The 15,359-nt window shown below is 47.4% G+C and carries 17 protein-coding genes; all 17 read left to right on the top strand.

Going from position 1 to position 15,359, the window contains the following annotated elements; genetic code table 11:
- Positions 1-199 precede the first annotated feature (199 nt).
- A complete protein-coding gene (locus AXG56_RS12585; RefSeq protein WP_026577863.1) occupies positions 200-1,804 on the top strand; it encodes a CTP synthase in 1,605 nt (534 codons plus the stop codon).
- Positions 1,805-2,051: 247 nt separating this feature from the next.
- The gene (locus AXG56_RS12580) at positions 2,052-2,417 is read left to right on the top strand and encodes a response regulator (protein ID WP_008632294.1); all 366 of its coding nucleotides are present in this window, start codon (positions 2,052-2,054) and stop codon (positions 2,415-2,417) included.
- Between the two features lie 163 nt (positions 2,418-2,580).
- Positions 2,581-3,444, top strand: a complete 864-nt coding sequence (fba, locus tag AXG56_RS12575) for a class II fructose-1,6-bisphosphate aldolase (protein ID WP_008632295.1) — start codon at positions 2,581-2,583, stop codon at positions 3,442-3,444.
- Between the two features lie 122 nt (positions 3,445-3,566).
- The gene (gene fsa / locus AXG56_RS12570) at positions 3,567-4,211 is read left to right on the top strand and encodes a fructose-6-phosphate aldolase (RefSeq protein ID WP_026577864.1); all 645 of its coding nucleotides are present in this window, start codon (positions 3,567-3,569) and stop codon (positions 4,209-4,211) included.
- Between the two features lie 66 nt (positions 4,212-4,277).
- Complete coding sequence (locus tag AXG56_RS12565) at positions 4,278-5,564, top strand: UDP-N-acetylglucosamine 1-carboxyvinyltransferase (RefSeq protein WP_008632299.1); 1,287 nt, start codon at positions 4,278-4,280, stop codon at positions 5,562-5,564.
- 439 nt (positions 5,565-6,003) lie between these two features.
- A complete protein-coding gene (gene rho, locus AXG56_RS12560) occupies positions 6,004-7,287 on the top strand; it encodes a transcription termination factor Rho (RefSeq protein ID WP_008632301.1) in 1,284 nt (427 codons plus the stop codon).
- A gap of 181 nt (positions 7,288-7,468) precedes the next feature.
- A complete protein-coding gene (locus AXG56_RS12555; protein ID WP_008632303.1) occupies positions 7,469-7,714 on the top strand; it encodes a type B 50S ribosomal protein L31 in 246 nt (81 codons plus the stop codon).
- A gap of 369 nt (positions 7,715-8,083) precedes the next feature.
- Positions 8,084-8,710: a thymidine kinase gene (locus AXG56_RS12550; RefSeq protein ID WP_008632306.1), complete on the top strand. Its 627-nt coding sequence runs from the start codon at positions 8,084-8,086 to the stop codon at positions 8,708-8,710.
- Between the two features lie 128 nt (positions 8,711-8,838).
- The gene (locus tag AXG56_RS12545) at positions 8,839-9,129 is read left to right on the top strand and encodes a hypothetical protein (protein ID WP_026577865.1); all 291 of its coding nucleotides are present in this window, start codon (positions 8,839-8,841) and stop codon (positions 9,127-9,129) included.
- Positions 9,130-9,202: 73 nt separating this feature from the next.
- Positions 9,203-9,607, top strand: coding sequence for a YhcN/YlaJ family sporulation lipoprotein (locus AXG56_RS12540; protein ID WP_062514869.1), 405 nt, complete (start codon positions 9,203-9,205; stop codon positions 9,605-9,607).
- 129 nt (positions 9,608-9,736) lie between these two features.
- Positions 9,737-10,807, top strand: a complete 1,071-nt coding sequence (gene prfA, locus AXG56_RS12535; protein WP_008632311.1) for a peptide chain release factor 1 — start codon at positions 9,737-9,739, stop codon at positions 10,805-10,807.
- A 1-nt stretch (position 10,808) separates the two neighbouring features.
- Positions 10,809-11,681 (top strand): peptide chain release factor N(5)-glutamine methyltransferase, encoded by an 873-nt coding sequence (prmC, locus tag AXG56_RS12530; protein ID WP_062514864.1) that lies wholly within the window; start codon positions 10,809-10,811, stop codon positions 11,679-11,681.
- An 84-nt stretch (positions 11,682-11,765) separates the two neighbouring features.
- On the top strand, positions 11,766-12,419 hold the full coding sequence (gene spoIIR, locus AXG56_RS12525) for a stage II sporulation protein R (protein ID WP_008632313.1): 654 nt from the start codon (positions 11,766-11,768) through the stop codon (positions 12,417-12,419).
- Between the two features lie 54 nt (positions 12,420-12,473).
- Entirely contained in the window at positions 12,474-12,785 is a 312-nt protein-coding gene (locus AXG56_RS12520) for a hypothetical protein (protein WP_008632314.1), read from the top strand.
- Between the two features lie 237 nt (positions 12,786-13,022).
- Positions 13,023-14,057 (top strand): L-threonylcarbamoyladenylate synthase, encoded by a 1,035-nt coding sequence (locus tag AXG56_RS12515; protein WP_008632316.1) that lies wholly within the window; start codon positions 13,023-13,025, stop codon positions 14,055-14,057.
- Positions 14,058-14,117: 60 nt separating this feature from the next.
- Complete coding sequence (locus tag AXG56_RS12510) at positions 14,118-14,654, top strand: manganese efflux pump (RefSeq protein WP_008632318.1); 537 nt, start codon at positions 14,118-14,120, stop codon at positions 14,652-14,654.
- Between the two features lie 71 nt (positions 14,655-14,725).
- Positions 14,726-15,340, top strand: a complete 615-nt coding sequence (locus AXG56_RS12505; protein WP_062514861.1) for a low molecular weight protein arginine phosphatase — start codon at positions 14,726-14,728, stop codon at positions 15,338-15,340.
- The last annotated feature ends 19 nt before the right edge of the window (positions 15,341-15,359 follow it).

Here is a 15,359-nt window from a genome sequence, read left to right as displayed (position 1 = left end):
TTGGGCTCTTTAATTTCCGAAACGAAATTCCAAACGCTCCCCGGACCGGGGAGCGTTTTTTATTTTTTGCATGGAAAACAACAGAACAGCGGAAGATACCGGGACATGGCATGCTCCCGTATTTTCTTTTTTATACCCCTTATCAAAATCGTTTATTAGTCAATAACTAAAAAGACAAATAGAGAAAGAGGGATTCAACGTGGCAACAAAGTACATTTTTGTAACCGGCGGTGTCGTTTCATCATTAGGGAAAGGGATTACGGCTGCATCACTAGGGCGTCTGCTTAAAAACAGAGGCTTGAAAGTGACGATTCAGAAGTTTGACCCTTATATCAACGTCGATCCGGGAACGATGAGCCCGTATCAGCACGGAGAAGTTTTCGTAACCGATGACGGTGCAGAGACAGACCTTGACCTTGGTCACTACGAGCGCTTCATCGATATCAATTTGAATAAATTCAGCAATGTGACGACTGGTAAAGTTTATTCCAACGTCATTAAGAAAGAACGTCGTGGAGACTACCTCGGTGGAACCGTCCAGGTCATTCCACATATCACCAACGAAATTAAGGACAAGGTCTTCCGTGCAGGGCACGAAACGAATGCAGACGTCGTCATCACGGAAATCGGCGGTACAGTAGGGGATATCGAATCTCTTCCATTCCTTGAAGCGATCCGTCAGATTAAGAGCGATATCGGCCGTGATAACGTTATGTACCTTCACTGTACGCTTGTACCATATTTGAAAGCGGCAGGAGAAATGAAGACGAAACCGACACAGCACAGTGTAAAAGAGCTCCGTTCTCTTGGAATTCAGCCGGATGTCATTGTTTTGCGTACGGAAATGCCTATTTCTGAAGATATGAAGGAGAAAATCGCGCTCTTCTGTGACATTAATAAGAATGCAGTCATTGAAGCAGGCGACGCAGAGACGCTTTACCAAATACCGATTACGCTTCAAGAACAGAACCTTGATCAGCTGACATTGGATCATTTCGGCTTGTCTTGTCCTCCGGCGGATATGAAAGAATGGAATGAGTTGATCGACCGCGTGAAGAATCTGCAGCATAAGACGACGATTGCTTTGGTAGGGAAGTACGTCGAGCTTCCTGACGCTTATATCTCTGTCGTCGAAGCATTGAAGCACGCAGGCTACGGCTATGATTCCGACATTGATGTGAAATGGGTCAATTCCGAAGACTTGAATGAATCAAACGTTGCGGAATACTTGTCGGCAGTCGACGGTATCCTCGTTCCCGGTGGATTCGGAGATCGTGGTATTGAAGGAAAAATTGATGCCATCCGCTATGCTCGTGAAGAGCGTATTCCTTTCCTCGGTATCTGTCTGGGTATGCAGTTGGCTACCGTTGAATTTGCCCGTAACGTGCTTGGTCTTAAGGGAGCGCATTCTGCAGAAATTGATCCTGCTACGGAACACCCGATCATCGACCTGCTTCCAGAGCAGAAAGATATCTCCGACCTTGGCGGCACACTCCGTCTTGGTATTTACCCATCCCGTCTGCAGCCGGGTACAAGAGCAATGGAAGCATACGGAGAGGAAGTCGTCTACGAGCGTCACCGTCACCGCTTTGAGTTCAATAACCATTACAGAGAGCAGATGGAGGCCAAAGGCTTCAAGTTCTCCGGTACAAGCCCGGACGGCCGCCTTGTTGAAATTATTGAGGTCGAAGATCATCCTTGGTTCGTGGCGAGTCAGTTCCACCCGGAATTTAAATCTCGCCCTACACGCCCGCAAGAGCTTTTCCACGGCTTTATCGGGGCTGCAATGAAGACAAATCAGTAAGAGAAAGCTTCCATAAGTCCGAACCCATCCAGGCAAGGGCTCTGGGAATCTTGAAAAACATCCGAACGACCCTCCAATCTTGGCAAAAGAATGGAGGGTCGTTCGTTTTCTTCTGCACAGAAGTATATTTTCTTCTATTACCCCTTGCATGCAGGAAAATGAGCGGGACTTCTCGAATGTACATATCTAGAGAAAATAAAGGAATTAGGGTTAGGCAGAGACTTAAACAGGGAAGGCAGGGAAAAGAATGACAAACAGCATCCTGATCGTGGACGACCAACCAGGAATACGGCTTCTGCTGGAAGAAATATTAAAAGCGGAAGGGTATGCCGTCACTTCCGCCAAAACAGGTAAAGAAGCCTGTGACTGTACGAAGAAGAAAAACTTCGATCTAATCATCATGGACTATAACCTGCCGGTCATGCATGGCAGGGATGTTCTGTCTTATCTGAACGAACGTGAGTACGATTCATCCGTCATGATCATTACAGGTTCTTCCAAAGACAGCGTCGAAAAAGAAATAAATTTCCCATTCGTTACCCATATCATAGAGAAGCCTTTTGACATCCATAATTTGAAAGAATTGGTTAATGGGACCTTGGTTCAGGCGTGATTATGACTTTTTTCTCGATGTAAGCGCTATATAAACCTCCTCCTGTTGCACCATAAGAAGGGTATTGGTATTCTAATACTGTAACCAAACTTACATGGTGTGTTTTCGTATGGAAACAGACTTGTAAATAGGAATGCACGTTATTTAAAGGAGGATATCTTTCATGCCATTAGTATCAATGAAAGAAATGCTAGAAAAAGCTAAGGAAGAACGCTACGGTGTAGGACAGTTCAACCTTAATAACCTAGAATATGCGCAGGCGATTCTTCAAGCAGCAGAAGAAGAAAAGTCTCCGGTAATCCTTGGTGTATCTGAAGGAGCAGCCCGTTACATGGGTGGTTTCAACGTAGTCGTAGACATGGTGAAAGCACTTATGAAAGCTTACGGTACGACTGTACCTGTAGCGATTCACCTTGACCACGGTTCCAGCTTTGAAAAATGTGCAGAAGCAATCCATGCTGGATTCACTTCTGTAATGATCGATGCTTCCCACGATCCGTTGGAAGAAAACATTGCTGTAACGAAAAAAGTAGTTGAACTTGCACACATCCACGGCGTTTCTGTTGAAGCAGAGCTTGGCCGCGTAGGTGGACAAGAAGACGATCTTATCGTAGATGACGCGGAAGCAGCGTACGCGATTCCATCTGAATGTAAGCAATTGGTAGACGAAACAAACGTTGACGTATTCGCACCTGCACTTGGTTCTGTACACGGACCATACAAGGGTGAGCCTAACCTTGGCTTCGAGCGCATGGAAGAAATCATGGGTCTTGTAGACAAGCCTCTAGTTCTTCACGGTGGTACAGGTATCCCGACTGCTGATATCAAGAAAGCTATCTCTTTCGGTACAGCTAAGATCAACGTGAACACAGAGAACCAAATTTCTCAAGCGAAGGCTGTCCGCGAAGTACTTGCGGAGCAACCGGAACAATACGATCCTCGTAAATACCTAGGACCTGGCCGTGATGCAATCAAGGCTACTGTCATCGGTAAAATGCGTGAGTTCGGTTCTTCTCAAAAAGCGTAACAACTATCAGCAAGGAAGCCGCTACGATGTAGCGGTTTCCTTTTCATCATGGATGAAAACGCCATCATTCGACATTGTTTCCTTATGCCCGATCTACTATATAAAGGAAGAGGAGTGGGAATATGAAATTTTTCATCGATACAGCGAATATAGATGATATCCGTAACGCGAACGCTTTAGGAATCCTGGCCGGGGTAACGACTAATCCAAGCCTTGTGGCTAAAGAAGGGGTATCCTTCCATGACCGCCTGCGTGAAATTACGGAAGAAGTAGAAGGATCGGTCAGTGCTGAAGTCATGGCTGAAGATGCGGAAGGTATGATTGCGGAAGGGAAGGAACTAGCCGCCATCGCTCCGAACATCACCATCAAAGTGCCTATGACGCTGGAAGGTCTGAAGGCTGTAAAAGCGTTCAGTGATTTGAGTATAAAAACGAACGTGACGCTGATCTTTTCTGCCAATCAGGCGCTTCTTGCCGCTCGCGCCGGGGCATCTTATGTATCCCCCTTCCTCGGACGTCTGGATGATATCGGTCATAACGGAGTAGAACTGATCGCTCAAATTTCAGAGATATTCGATCTCCATTCCATTGATACAGAAATTATTGCCGCTTCCGTCCGGCACCCTGTCCATGTGACGGAAGCCGCCGAGCACGGGGCTCATATTGCTACAGTACCGTTTCAGGTGTTCCAGCAGATCGTCAAGCATCCGCTTACGGATCAGGGCATCGAGAAGTTCAAGAACGACTGGAATAAATATAATAAATAAGTGTTTTTTGGAAAAACATGCACATACTAAGGTCATAAATCTTTACCTTAAAGCGAGGAGTTTTTCATGCATAAACTACTAGTGGAAGGTGGGACCCGCCTTCGTGGACAGGTGAGGGTAAGCGGAGCGAAGAACAGTGCTGTCGCGCTCTTGCCGGCTGCTATTTTAGCAGAGACGCCTGTGACGATCGAGGGACTGCCTGACATCTCTGATGTTGGGATATTGTCAGATTTATTGGAAGAGATCGGTGGTACCGTCCAACGTCAAGGGCGGACGCTGCATATCGACCCATCAAAAATGGTGGACATGCCGCTGCCGAACGGAAAAGTAAAAAAATTGCGCGCCTCTTATTATTTCATGGGCGCCATGCTCGGCCGTTTCAATAAAGCGGTCATTGGTCTTCCGGGCGGCTGTCATCTTGGCCCGCGTCCGATCGATCAGCATATTAAAGGGTTTGAAGCGCTCGGTGCGGAAGTCACTAATGAACAAGGCGCGATCTATTTGCGTGCCAAAGAGCTGCGGGGTGCCCGTATCTATCTTGACGTCGTCAGCGTCGGTGCTACAATCAACATCATGCTTGCTGCCGTAAAGGCTAAAGGTAAAACGGTTATCGAGAACGCTGCGAAAGAACCAGAGATTATTGATGTAGCTACGCTGCTTACGAGTATGGGTGCGAAAATCAAAGGTGCCGGCACGGATGTCATCCGGATTGAAGGGGTGGATCAGCTGAACGGCTGTCTGCATACCATTATTCCGGATCGTATCGAAGCTGGTACGTACACGATTATGGCAGCTGCTCAAGGAGAGGAAATGATCATTGATAACGTCATTCCTCAACATTTGGAGTCGTTGTTGGCGAAGCTGAGGGAAATGGGTGTGACCATTGAGGAGAATGACGAGCAGTTGTATATCCGACCTGGTAAGAAATTGAAAAGTGTGGATATCAAAACGCTTGTCTACCCGGGTTTCCCGACGGATCTCCAACAACCTTTCACGACGCTGCTTACACAGACGGAAGGGACCGGAGTCGTGACAGATACGATTTATCAGGCCCGTTTCAAGCATGTGGATGAGCTGCGGCGTATGAATGCCTCCATCAAAGTAGAAGGAGGTTCAGCCATCGTGACCGGCCCTTCCACTCTTCAGGGGGCCAAAGTCAAAGCGACGGATCTTCGTGCCGGTGCCGCTCTTGTCATCGCTGGGTTGATGGCAGACGGAATTACGGAAATAACCGGTGTTGATCATATCGAAAGAGGATATGAAAATATCACAAATAAGCTGATCGATTTGGGAGCCAAGGTCTGGTACGAAGAAATGTCCGAAGAAGAAATAGAACAGTTCCAAAGTTCATAAATCGAACGACCATCAGAGGGAGCCGTAGGGGTGCGGCTTCCTCTTATTCTACAATTATTTATCCCTCTTTAATATTTCTTAAATTGCCATTGAATCTGTATAATGACAGGAGTACAATAAAGGATGTTTGATAGCGATTAAGGAACTTGATATCAACCTCTGGAAGCTTCTGTGTATGTACGTCTACTTCCTATCACTTCTCCTGCTTCTTCTTTTCATCTTAATCTATTTGAAAAGTCGTTTTCTAAACTGAATGAATGAGCTGCAGCTCGTGGGGATGATCAAGGCCCTTATTCAACTTTTTCCAAATGTTCCGGATCGTCCGGGAACTCGTTATTGATATTCAGGGATCATCTGAAGGAGGGGACCGTTTCCGTGTGAAACCGACCTTATCTCCAGTGGATTCTTGCGAAAGTAAAAATAAAAAAGTGGTGATTACGTGGCAGATTTAACTATCTCCAGCTTAGAAACTATGACACTCAAAGGACTTTATGAGAAAGCCCGCCAATATAAAGTATCCTATTACGCCAAATTGACAAAGCGGGAGCTGATCTTTGCGATTTTGAAAGCCCAGGCAGAGAAAGACGGCTTTCTGTTCATGGATGGGGTATTGGAGATCATCCCTTCGGAAGGTTTCGGATTCCTGCGTCCAATCAACTATTCTCCTAGTGCGGAGGATATCTATATTTCGGCTTCCCAAATCCGTCGTTTCGATTTGCGAAACGGAGATAAAGTATCAGGAAAAGTCCGTCCTCCGAAAGAAAACGAGCGCTATTATGGACTTCTTCATGTAGACGCCGTCAATGGGGAAGACCCTGATTCTGCGAAAGAGCGTGTCCACTTCCCGGCGTTGACTCCGCTGTATCCGGACCGGCACATGAAGCTGGAGACAGATACGAAGAAGCTCTCAACAAGAATTATGGATCTCGTGTCTCCTGTCGGATATGGGCAGCGTGGTTTGATCGTTGCACCTCCGAAAGCAGGGAAAACCATGCTCCTTAAGCAGATGGCTAACAGCATCTCTACGAATCATCCCGATGCCAAGCTGATCATTCTGCTTGTAGACGAGCGTCCGGAAGAGGTCACGGATATCGAGCGTTCCGTCGCTCCTGATGTCGATGTTGTCAGTTCCACATTCGATGAAGTTCCGGAAAATCATATTAAAGTATCAGAATTAGTATTAGAGCGTGCCATGCGTCTTGTTGAACATAAGCGGGATGTCATCGTGCTTATGGACAGTATCACGCGTCTCGCACGCGCCTATAACCTTGTCATTCCGCCGAGTGGCCGGACGCTTTCCGGCGGTATAGATCCTGCCGCCTTCCACCGTCCGAAGCGATTCTTCGGTGCCGCGCGTAATATAGAAGAGGGTGGAAGTTTGACGATTCTTGCGACGGCTCTTGTAGATACGGGGTCCCGAATGGATGACGTCATTTATGAGGAATTCAAAGGGACAGGAAACATGGAGCTTCATCTCGACCGTTCTCTTGCCGAACGCCGGATCTTTCCTGCAATCGACATCCCGCGTTCCGGCACAAGGAAGGAAGAATTGCTGCTTCCTAAAGCACACCTGGACAAGCTGTGGGCGATCCGGAAGACGATGTCGGATTCCCATGACTTCGCCGACCGCCTCCTCCGCCGTTTGAGAGCATCGAAGAACAATGAAGAGTTCTTCGATATGATGGATAAGGACATGAAAGGGAAAGCGACGACCCGCCGCTGATTCTCTTTCAAGGTACTTTCTGTCAACAACCAGATAATTGTCATTAGCTGTTGCAAAGGGGTAGTCCCCCTGTTATAATCATTCTATGTGAGTTTCAGTACAAGGTGTTATCACGAACCTTCGACGGCTCTTACAATAACTCTGTTTCCTAAGGATTCAGGGCAAAAAGGAGTGGAAGAACATGAAAGCAGGAATTCATCCAGAATACCGTAAAGTCGTATTCCTAGACACAAGTTCTAATTTCAAGTTTCTAACAGGATCTACTAAGACTTCTGAAGAAACAATCGAGTGGGAAGATGGAAACACTTATCCATTGATCCGCGTAGAGATTAGTTCTGCGTCTCACCCGTTCTACACAGGTAAGCAGAAAGCTGACAAAGCTGGCGGCCGTGTGGATCGCTTCAAGAAGAAATATAACCTTTCATAATTATGATACTCCCTCGTTTCGGGGGAGATTTCATCATTTTGAACAAAAACAGGCAAATTGTCTCAGAGGTTTGCCTGTTTTTTTGTCAAAAAATAGGGGTGTAGGGAGCTTTGTGTGACCTGTATCCGGTTTGATATATAGGAAGGGCTGTCCTTGGTGAAGTATTGCCGCCGATTCATCGGGGCTGATCGGGGTGGCTCTTTTTTTATGGTAGTCGGTTGATACATGGGAATAGAAGGAAAAGCGACACGGGAGCCGGCAGCATCTTTCGGCAGGACGGTCCAGGTGCATGGAAGGTGGATATGCCGTCTGCCGTGGCTTTTTCCTTTTATGGATTTTCTTGATTTATGAGAAGGGAGCGACAGTGACGTGTATGTAATGAAGCAGAGTGGATGGGTGGAACTCATCTGTGGAAGTATGTTCAGCGGAAAGTCTGAAGAATTGATTCGACGAGTGAGGCGGGCGACTTTCGGTCATTTGACCGTTCGTGTTTATAAACCTGCCATCGACAATCGCTACAAGGAGGATGCTGTAGTCAGTCATAATGGTACATCGATCATGGCTCGTCCCATTGAAAGTTCGCTTGCAATCCTGAAGCATGTGACGGATGATGTGGACGTCGTCGGTATTGATGAAATCCAGTTCTTTGATGAGCATATTGTCGAAGTCGTCGAATGTCTGGCGGACCGCGGCATACGCGTCATCGTTGCCGGTCTGGATACAGATTTCAGAGGTGAGCCATTCGGCAAGATGCCGGAATTGATGGCGCTCAGTGAAAGTGTGACGAAGCTGAATGCAATCTGTCCCGTCTGTGGATCTCCGGCAAGCCGTACCCAGCGTCTGATTGACGGTGAACCGGCTTCGTATGATGATCCGATCATTCTGGTAGGTGCATCAGAATCTTACGAGCCGAGGTGCCGCCACCATCATGAAGTTCCGAATAAGCCGCGGCAGCGTGATGTGGAAGCCGTTTATGAAGAAAAAACAATAAATTGACAGAAGAGAAGACAGCTGGAATCCGGCTGTCTTTTTTATAATTGTCGATGTGCTCGCTGCCGTTTATTGTGGGAGGTATTGTGATATTCTGATGGTAGGTGGTCATCATAGGGAGGAAGGGAGATACCATGAGACATCAGAGTAGTTCCATTCTGGTGAAAGCGAATCTGTTGGAAGAATGTATGAATGCCTTCAAGTATGCAGCGGAAGTGGTGGAGAAAGGCAGCCATATGAAAGACGAGCTGTGTCTATCCTGCGCGGAAGTGTGCAGGACCAGTGCGGAAGAATGTCTGTTACTGACAGGCTCGAAGGAGGACCCTGTCTACCGGATGTGTTTGGAATATGCCGACTTATGTGAAGGGCTTCGTCAGTATGTGACAGAACCGAAACGACGAACAGGCATGCGCAGGTCAGGGTGAAACAATTGTTTGTAAAAAATCTACATATCCACGCCTGAACCGGAGAAACTATCGGTAAAAAGAAGGTGAAGGTATGTGGAAGGTATATATAAGTCTCTTGGTTATGCTTGTTGTCGGAGCTGCCTGCGGTCTGCAGCAGGGAGATAAATATCAAGGAATGACAAGCAGAGACGATGTTGAAAACATGGGCATGAACAATGAAGTGACCCGTGATACGGAAAATCCCCGTTCCATCGACAAGGTTGGTTATACATGGGGGTTGAAGCAGGATCGGGAAAACATGAAAGAAGCGGTTCAACAGCTGCCCGGCGTCGATGTGAAACGGATCATCCTTGAAGCGGGAGATGCGTGGGTGACGGTTGATATCGACGGGGAAGCGGACATGAGTGATTCGGAACTTTCGGAATGGAAGAAACAGATACAGGAAGCCGTATTCCAAGCCGTACCAAGATACGATGTTCACGTGAAAATCAAGTAAGAGAAGGAAGACCTTCAAACCCGGTACACATGTGTATCGGGTTTCCTCGTCATGAGGGCGGATGTCCGGTTGTAACAGGGATTACTCTATAATATAATTAGAATGTTATGGAGAAAGAGGTGCATATCATTGATCGAACGTTTACAAACGCTGGAAGATCGTTACGAGAAATTAAATGAATTGTTAAGTGATCCTGAGGTCATTTCAGATACAAATAAACTGCGGGAATACTCGAAGGAACAGTCTGGTCTGCAGGCGACTGTCGATGCTTACCGTGAATATAAAGAAGTGACAGAGCAGCTTGCTGATGCAAAGGCGATGCTCGATGATGAGTCGGATGCGGATATGACGGAAATGGTAAAAGAAGAAATCAGAGAATTGTCCGGACAGAAGCAGGAACTTGAAGAACGCCTGAAAGTTCTGATGCTGCCGAAAGATCCAAACGATGATAAGAACGTTATTATGGAAGTGCGTGGAGCTGCCGGTGGAGACGAGGCTTCTCTGTTTGCCGGGGATTTATACCGCATGTATGCGCGTTATGCGGAATCTCAAGGCTGGAAGACGGAGGTTTTGGAAGCCAACCCGAGTGATGTTGGTGGTTACAAGGAAATCATCTTCATGGTTAATGGAAACATGGCTTACTCCAAGCTGAAGTTTGAGAACGGTGCGCACCGTGTGCAGCGTGTCCCTGAAACGGAATCAGGCGGAAGGATTCACACCTCGACTGCAACGGTCGTCGTCATGCCGGAAGCGGAAGAAGTGGAAGTGGAAATCCATGATAAGGACATTCGTGTTGATACCTTCGCGTCAAGTGGACCGGGAGGGCAGAGTGTCAATACAACGATGTCCGCTGTACGTTTGACTCATGAACCTACAGGGATCGTTGTGTCCATTCAGGATGAGAAGTCACAGATTAAGAACAAGGAAAAAGCGATGAAAGTACTTCGTGCCCGTATTTATGATAAATTCCAGCAGGAAGCGCAGGCAGAATATGATGAGAGTCGGAAGTCAGCGGTAGGAACCGGCGACCGTTCTGAACGTATCCGCACTTACAATTTCCCGCAGACGCGAGTGACGGATCACCGAATTGGATTGACGTTACAGAAGCTCGATCAGGTACTGCAGGGGAATATGAGTGAAATTATTGACGCTTTACTGATGGAAGAACAAGCGAAGAAGTTGGAACAGCTCGGTGAATGATATGCAGCCTGCTTTTACGACGATTCAAGAAGCCCGCCGCTGGGCTTCTTCTTTTTTGCGGGACAGGGACAGAGAAACGAGAGTCGCTGACATGCTGTTGGAAGATTTGTTCGGCTGGTCGCGGGCCAAGCTGATGGCGTTTGAGACCGATCCATTTCCGGAAGAGCACCGGGAGGCATTTGTCCGCTCGGTTCTGGCTCATGCGGAAACGGGAGTACCGGTACAGCACTTGATCGGCACGGCTCCGTTCTACGGCAGAGAATTCAAAGTCGATCGTCATGTGCTCATTCCCCGTCCAGAGACGGAAGAGTTGGTGCATGGGATCATCGGTATTGTGGAAAGCTGCGGCATGAAGAATCCCCGTATCGCCGATATCGGTACAGGAAGCGGCGTTATCGCTGTTACAGCGGCGCTGGAAATACCGGGAAGTACTGTTCATGCAGTGGATATTTCAGAAGCCGCGCTTAAAGTAGCTTCTGAAAACGCGCAGGCGCTCGGAGCGGACGTCACGTTTCATCAAGGGGATTTCTATCAACCATTAATGGATGTAGAAGTGGATATCCTCCTTTCCAACCCTCCTTATATAGCTTGGGAGGAAAAAGGAGAAATGGCTGATACGGTTGTGGATTTTGATCCTGAATTGGCTCTGTTCGCCGATAAGAACGGATTGGCAGCCTACTTGACGATCGTTGAACAGTTATCCACATGTAGACAACTACCGAAATGTATAGCTTTCGAGATCGGTTACCAACAGGGGCCGCAGGTGAAAGAGCTGCTGGCGGCGGCTTTTCCAACATATAATGTTGAGGTGAAAAAAGATATAAATGGCAGAGACCGCATGGTGTTCGCGTTTGCGCCTTGTATGCGTATGTGAAGATCCCAGATTCATAGATCAGCCTGTTTAAAGTTCCGCTCCTCTGACTATACTAGCGACTAGTAGAGTACAGGGGGAATGGAAATGAAAAACGCGTGGCTGCTATTATTATCCTTATCTATCATTCTTATCGTATTGCCATGGGGACAGAGAACGGATGCTGATCAAACAGGAGAGAACTATCAAGTGATTCCGGATGAAGCGATCCGATTGAGAATATTGGCGGACAGTAATGCGCCGGAAGCCCAAGCGTTGAAGCGCGAGGTCAGGGACCGCGTTAATGCAGAGATTACGGAATGGGTGGAAGAATTGACATCAATCGAAGCGGCGCGTCAGCTTATACAGGACCGTCTCCCTGAACTCGAGGCAATCGTTGCTCAGACGTTGGAGGATAATGGGGTGGAACAAACCTATCACGTCGATTATGGAAAGAATGTTACATTCCCGACGAAGCTGTATGGACCGTTCATTTATCCGGCGGGGGAGTATGAAGCAATTCTCATTACTCTTGGAGAAGGGGAAGGGGACAACTGGTGGTGCGTTTTATTCCCTCCGATGTGTTTCCTTGACTTCTCAGACGGCACGAGCGTAGCGGCGGAAGAAGAAACACCGATAGAAGAATCAGAAGCGGATCAGCTGGAAGCGATTGCGGAAGAAGAAACGATGAAAGAGACGACGGAAGAAGAGAAAGAAGTGAAATTCTTTGTCGTAGAAATATGGGAAAATATCTTTTCCTAGCATAGCAGGCACACCCCTTTTCATAGAATAGAAAGCAAAAGGGGTGTGTTTTGTATGTATATTGAGAAAACAGAGAGGGATTCCTACCAGATCAAAGGGCAAAACGGAAGTATCGGAAGCTTCCACATACGCCGGTTACCGGCCGGTATTGGAAAGCTGGAACGCCTGCAGGTCAGTAGAGAGGTAAAGCCTGGACACCTGCTTGCAGTGTTTGAATTGATACAAAAATACGTAAAGGAAACGGATCTTCGAGCGCTTCTCGTAGAAAGTCATTCGGAAACGCTGGATTTCTTGTTGCAGCACCAATCCTTTCAACGGGACTCTGTCGAATCAGGCGTGTGGATTTATGAGGTTAATAACAAGTGACTGTGGGTAAGTACCACACTTATACACAACGACTCATTTTTCTGTGTATAACGTGTGGATTATTTTTTATTCACACGCTTTCAAACTAACGGATTCTTTGGATATGTGGACAATATTGTGGGTAAGTTGGGGGCATCTTGTGAATAATGTCTATATTTGCGATATTTTGTTGAATTATTCATAATAGAGACTAGTAAATCACGATCGAGTAAGGTAGGAAAAAGGAGTACAGATGAGATGGATACAAAAATGTGGACAATGCCGGAGCAACCGGCGGTAACAGATGAAGCGATCGAAGAGGCGGCACGTCTGCTTCAATCGGGGGAGGTCGTCGCTTTTCCAACAGAAACGGTGTATGGACTGGGAGCGGATGCAACAAAGGAAGCTGCTGTTCAGCGCATATTCGATGCGAAAGGCAGACCTTCGGATAATCCTTTGATCGTCCATGTCGCTGATCGAGCTCAAGTGAAGGGCCTTGTATCTGAAATCCCTCCCGTTGCTGAACGTCTGATGGATGCTTTCTGGCCCGGACCTCTCACCCTGATCATGAAAAGCAACGGCACAGCTGCGGATAACGTGACAGCAGGATTATCATCCATCGGTATCCGCATGCCGGATCATCCGGTGGCTGCTTCGCTTATTAAAGCATCCCGCCTTCCGCTTGCTGCTCCAAGTGCCAACCGTTCCGGAAGGCCGAGCCCTACGCTTGCTGGGCATGTTCGTCAGGATTTAGACGGCAGAATAGCCGGTATTATAGACGGAGGAGCTACCGGAGTCGGTGTGGAGTCCACGGTTGTCGATTGTACGACGGAAGTACCAATTATCCTTCGCCCAGGTGGGATAACGAAAGAGGATCTTGAGCGCATTCTTTCAGAAGTGATTGTCGATCCCGCCTTAGCGAACGAGACGGAAAAGCCTAAATCCCCGGGCATGAAATATACCCATTACGCACCGGAAGCTCCGCTATGGCTTGTGGATGGAGAGGAAGATTTCTTTCTTTCCTGCCTTCAAAAGGAGAAAGCGAAGGGGCTTCGTGTTGGAGTCATAGCCAGCCGGGAACTGGCGCAGAAACTGGATCACTCCCGCGTTATTGCTTGTGGGTCGAGAACCGACGTGAAACAAATCGCCGTTCATTTGTATCAGGCGCTTAGGGAATTCAAAGAAGCCGACGTCGATGTCATTCTTTGTGAAACATTCCCGGAAACAGGTGTTGGAGCTGCTGTCATGAACCGGTTGACAAAAGCGTCCACGAAGAAACTCTCTCAGAACTAACATACCACTCCTTTTCTCGGCATACGATGATACAGCATGTCCGAGGAGGAGGATGAACAGTTGGAACAGCTGGTTTCGCTAGTTTTGTTATCGATTGCTTTAGGGTTGGACGCATTCTCTGTTTCGTTGGGGATGGGAATGCAAGCCGTCCGTCTGAAGCATGCGTTCTTTGCGGGCATTGTCATCGGAGCCTTCCATATATTAATGCCGGGACTCGGGATGGTCCTCGGTCAATGGCTTTCTGGAACGGCGAGTGAGTTTGCAGCCTTTGCCGGCGGAGTCATGTTATTTGGTCTTGGAGCCTACACGGTTTTCGCTTCTTTTACCGAAAAGCACTCGGTCTCCTATCGAATCACGGGAGTAGGGTTGTGGTTGTTCGCTTTAAGTGTGAGCATCGACAGCTTTCCTGTCGGTTTCAGTCTTGGTTTGAGGGATGCGGAAGTTATCCTTTCCGTATTGTCGTTCGGTTTGTTCAGTATGTTATTGACATGGGCAGGATTCGTGATCGGTCGGAGGGCCGGAAGCTTGTTGGGAACATCCAGTGAATTGCTCGGGGGAAGCATTCTGTGTGTACTCGGATTAAGTGCCATATTTTGACATGTTTTTCGAGTTGCCCATACCTGTGCTATTATGGAGAAAACGGACTATTGGTTAGGAGAAGAATGGCTATGAATATATTATTTGTATGTACTGGTAATACTTGCCGAAGTCCGATGGCTGAAGCGCTGTTAAAGTCAAAATGGGACAAAGGTGAGGTCCGCTCCGCCGGAATATTTGCAGGCAAGGGAGAACCATTGGCGAAGAATTCGGAACTGGTTTTGAAAGAGAAAGATTTGACGATGAATCATCAAGCGGTTAACGTGGATGATGATCTGCTGGAATGGGCGGACATAGTGTTGACGATGACGGATCGCCACAAGCAGACCTTAGCATTGCAGTATCCTTATCACCAAGATAAATACTTTACGTTAAAAGAATATGTGGTATTGGATGAGAACAAGTGGAACCGACTCAAGGATCTATACAGCAGCTTTGAAGAGAAGCGGTCGATTCTGCTGAGAAATGCTTCTGAAGACCACTCTGATCCCCAAGCGCTTGAGCAGCGTTTATACGAGGAATTGCAGCAGGAGATCGAAGAGATCAAGAGTCTAGAGGAAGAACTGCCGGATCTCAATATATCCGACCCCTTCGGAGGCAGTATCCATATTTACAGATCGACAAGGGATGAGATTGAAAAATATTTGGACCTGCTTGTAGCGAAATGGCAGGACGACAAGGCTTGAGAGTGCTCAAGTCTTTTTT

The sequence above is a fragment of the Halobacillus sp. KGW1 genome, assembly GCF_001592845.1.
Taxonomy (GTDB): Bacteria; Bacillota; Bacilli; order Bacillales; family Halobacillaceae; genus Halobacillus.
This window is presented reverse-complemented; position numbering and strand designations above follow the sequence as displayed.

Coding starts and splice junctions, on each gene's coding strand:
- AXG56_RS12580 (WP_008632294.1), top strand. CDS start 2,052: ATGACAAACAGCATCCTGATCGTGGACGACCAACCAGGAATACGGCTT.
- fba (WP_008632295.1), top strand. CDS start 2,581: ATGCCATTAGTATCAATGAAAGAAATGCTAGAAAAAGCTAAGGAAGAA.
- fsa (WP_026577864.1), top strand. CDS start 3,567: ATGAAATTTTTCATCGATACAGCGAATATAGATGATATCCGTAACGCG.
- AXG56_RS12565 (WP_008632299.1), top strand. CDS start 4,278: ATGCATAAACTACTAGTGGAAGGTGGGACCCGCCTTCGTGGACAGGTG.
- AXG56_RS12555 (WP_008632303.1), top strand. CDS start 7,469: ATGAAAGCAGGAATTCATCCAGAATACCGTAAAGTCGTATTCCTAGAC.
- AXG56_RS12545 (WP_026577865.1), top strand. CDS start 8,839: ATGAGACATCAGAGTAGTTCCATTCTGGTGAAAGCGAATCTGTTGGAA.
- AXG56_RS12540 (WP_062514869.1), top strand. CDS start 9,203: ATGTGGAAGGTATATATAAGTCTCTTGGTTATGCTTGTTGTCGGAGCT.
- prmC (WP_062514864.1), top strand. CDS start 10,809: ATGCAGCCTGCTTTTACGACGATTCAAGAAGCCCGCCGCTGGGCTTCT.
- spoIIR (WP_008632313.1), top strand. CDS start 11,766: ATGAAAAACGCGTGGCTGCTATTATTATCCTTATCTATCATTCTTATC.
- AXG56_RS12520 (WP_008632314.1), top strand. CDS start 12,474: ATGTATATTGAGAAAACAGAGAGGGATTCCTACCAGATCAAAGGGCAA.
- AXG56_RS12515 (WP_008632316.1), top strand. CDS start 13,023: ATGGATACAAAAATGTGGACAATGCCGGAGCAACCGGCGGTAACAGAT.
- AXG56_RS12505 (WP_062514861.1), top strand. CDS start 14,726: ATGAATATATTATTTGTATGTACTGGTAATACTTGCCGAAGTCCGATG.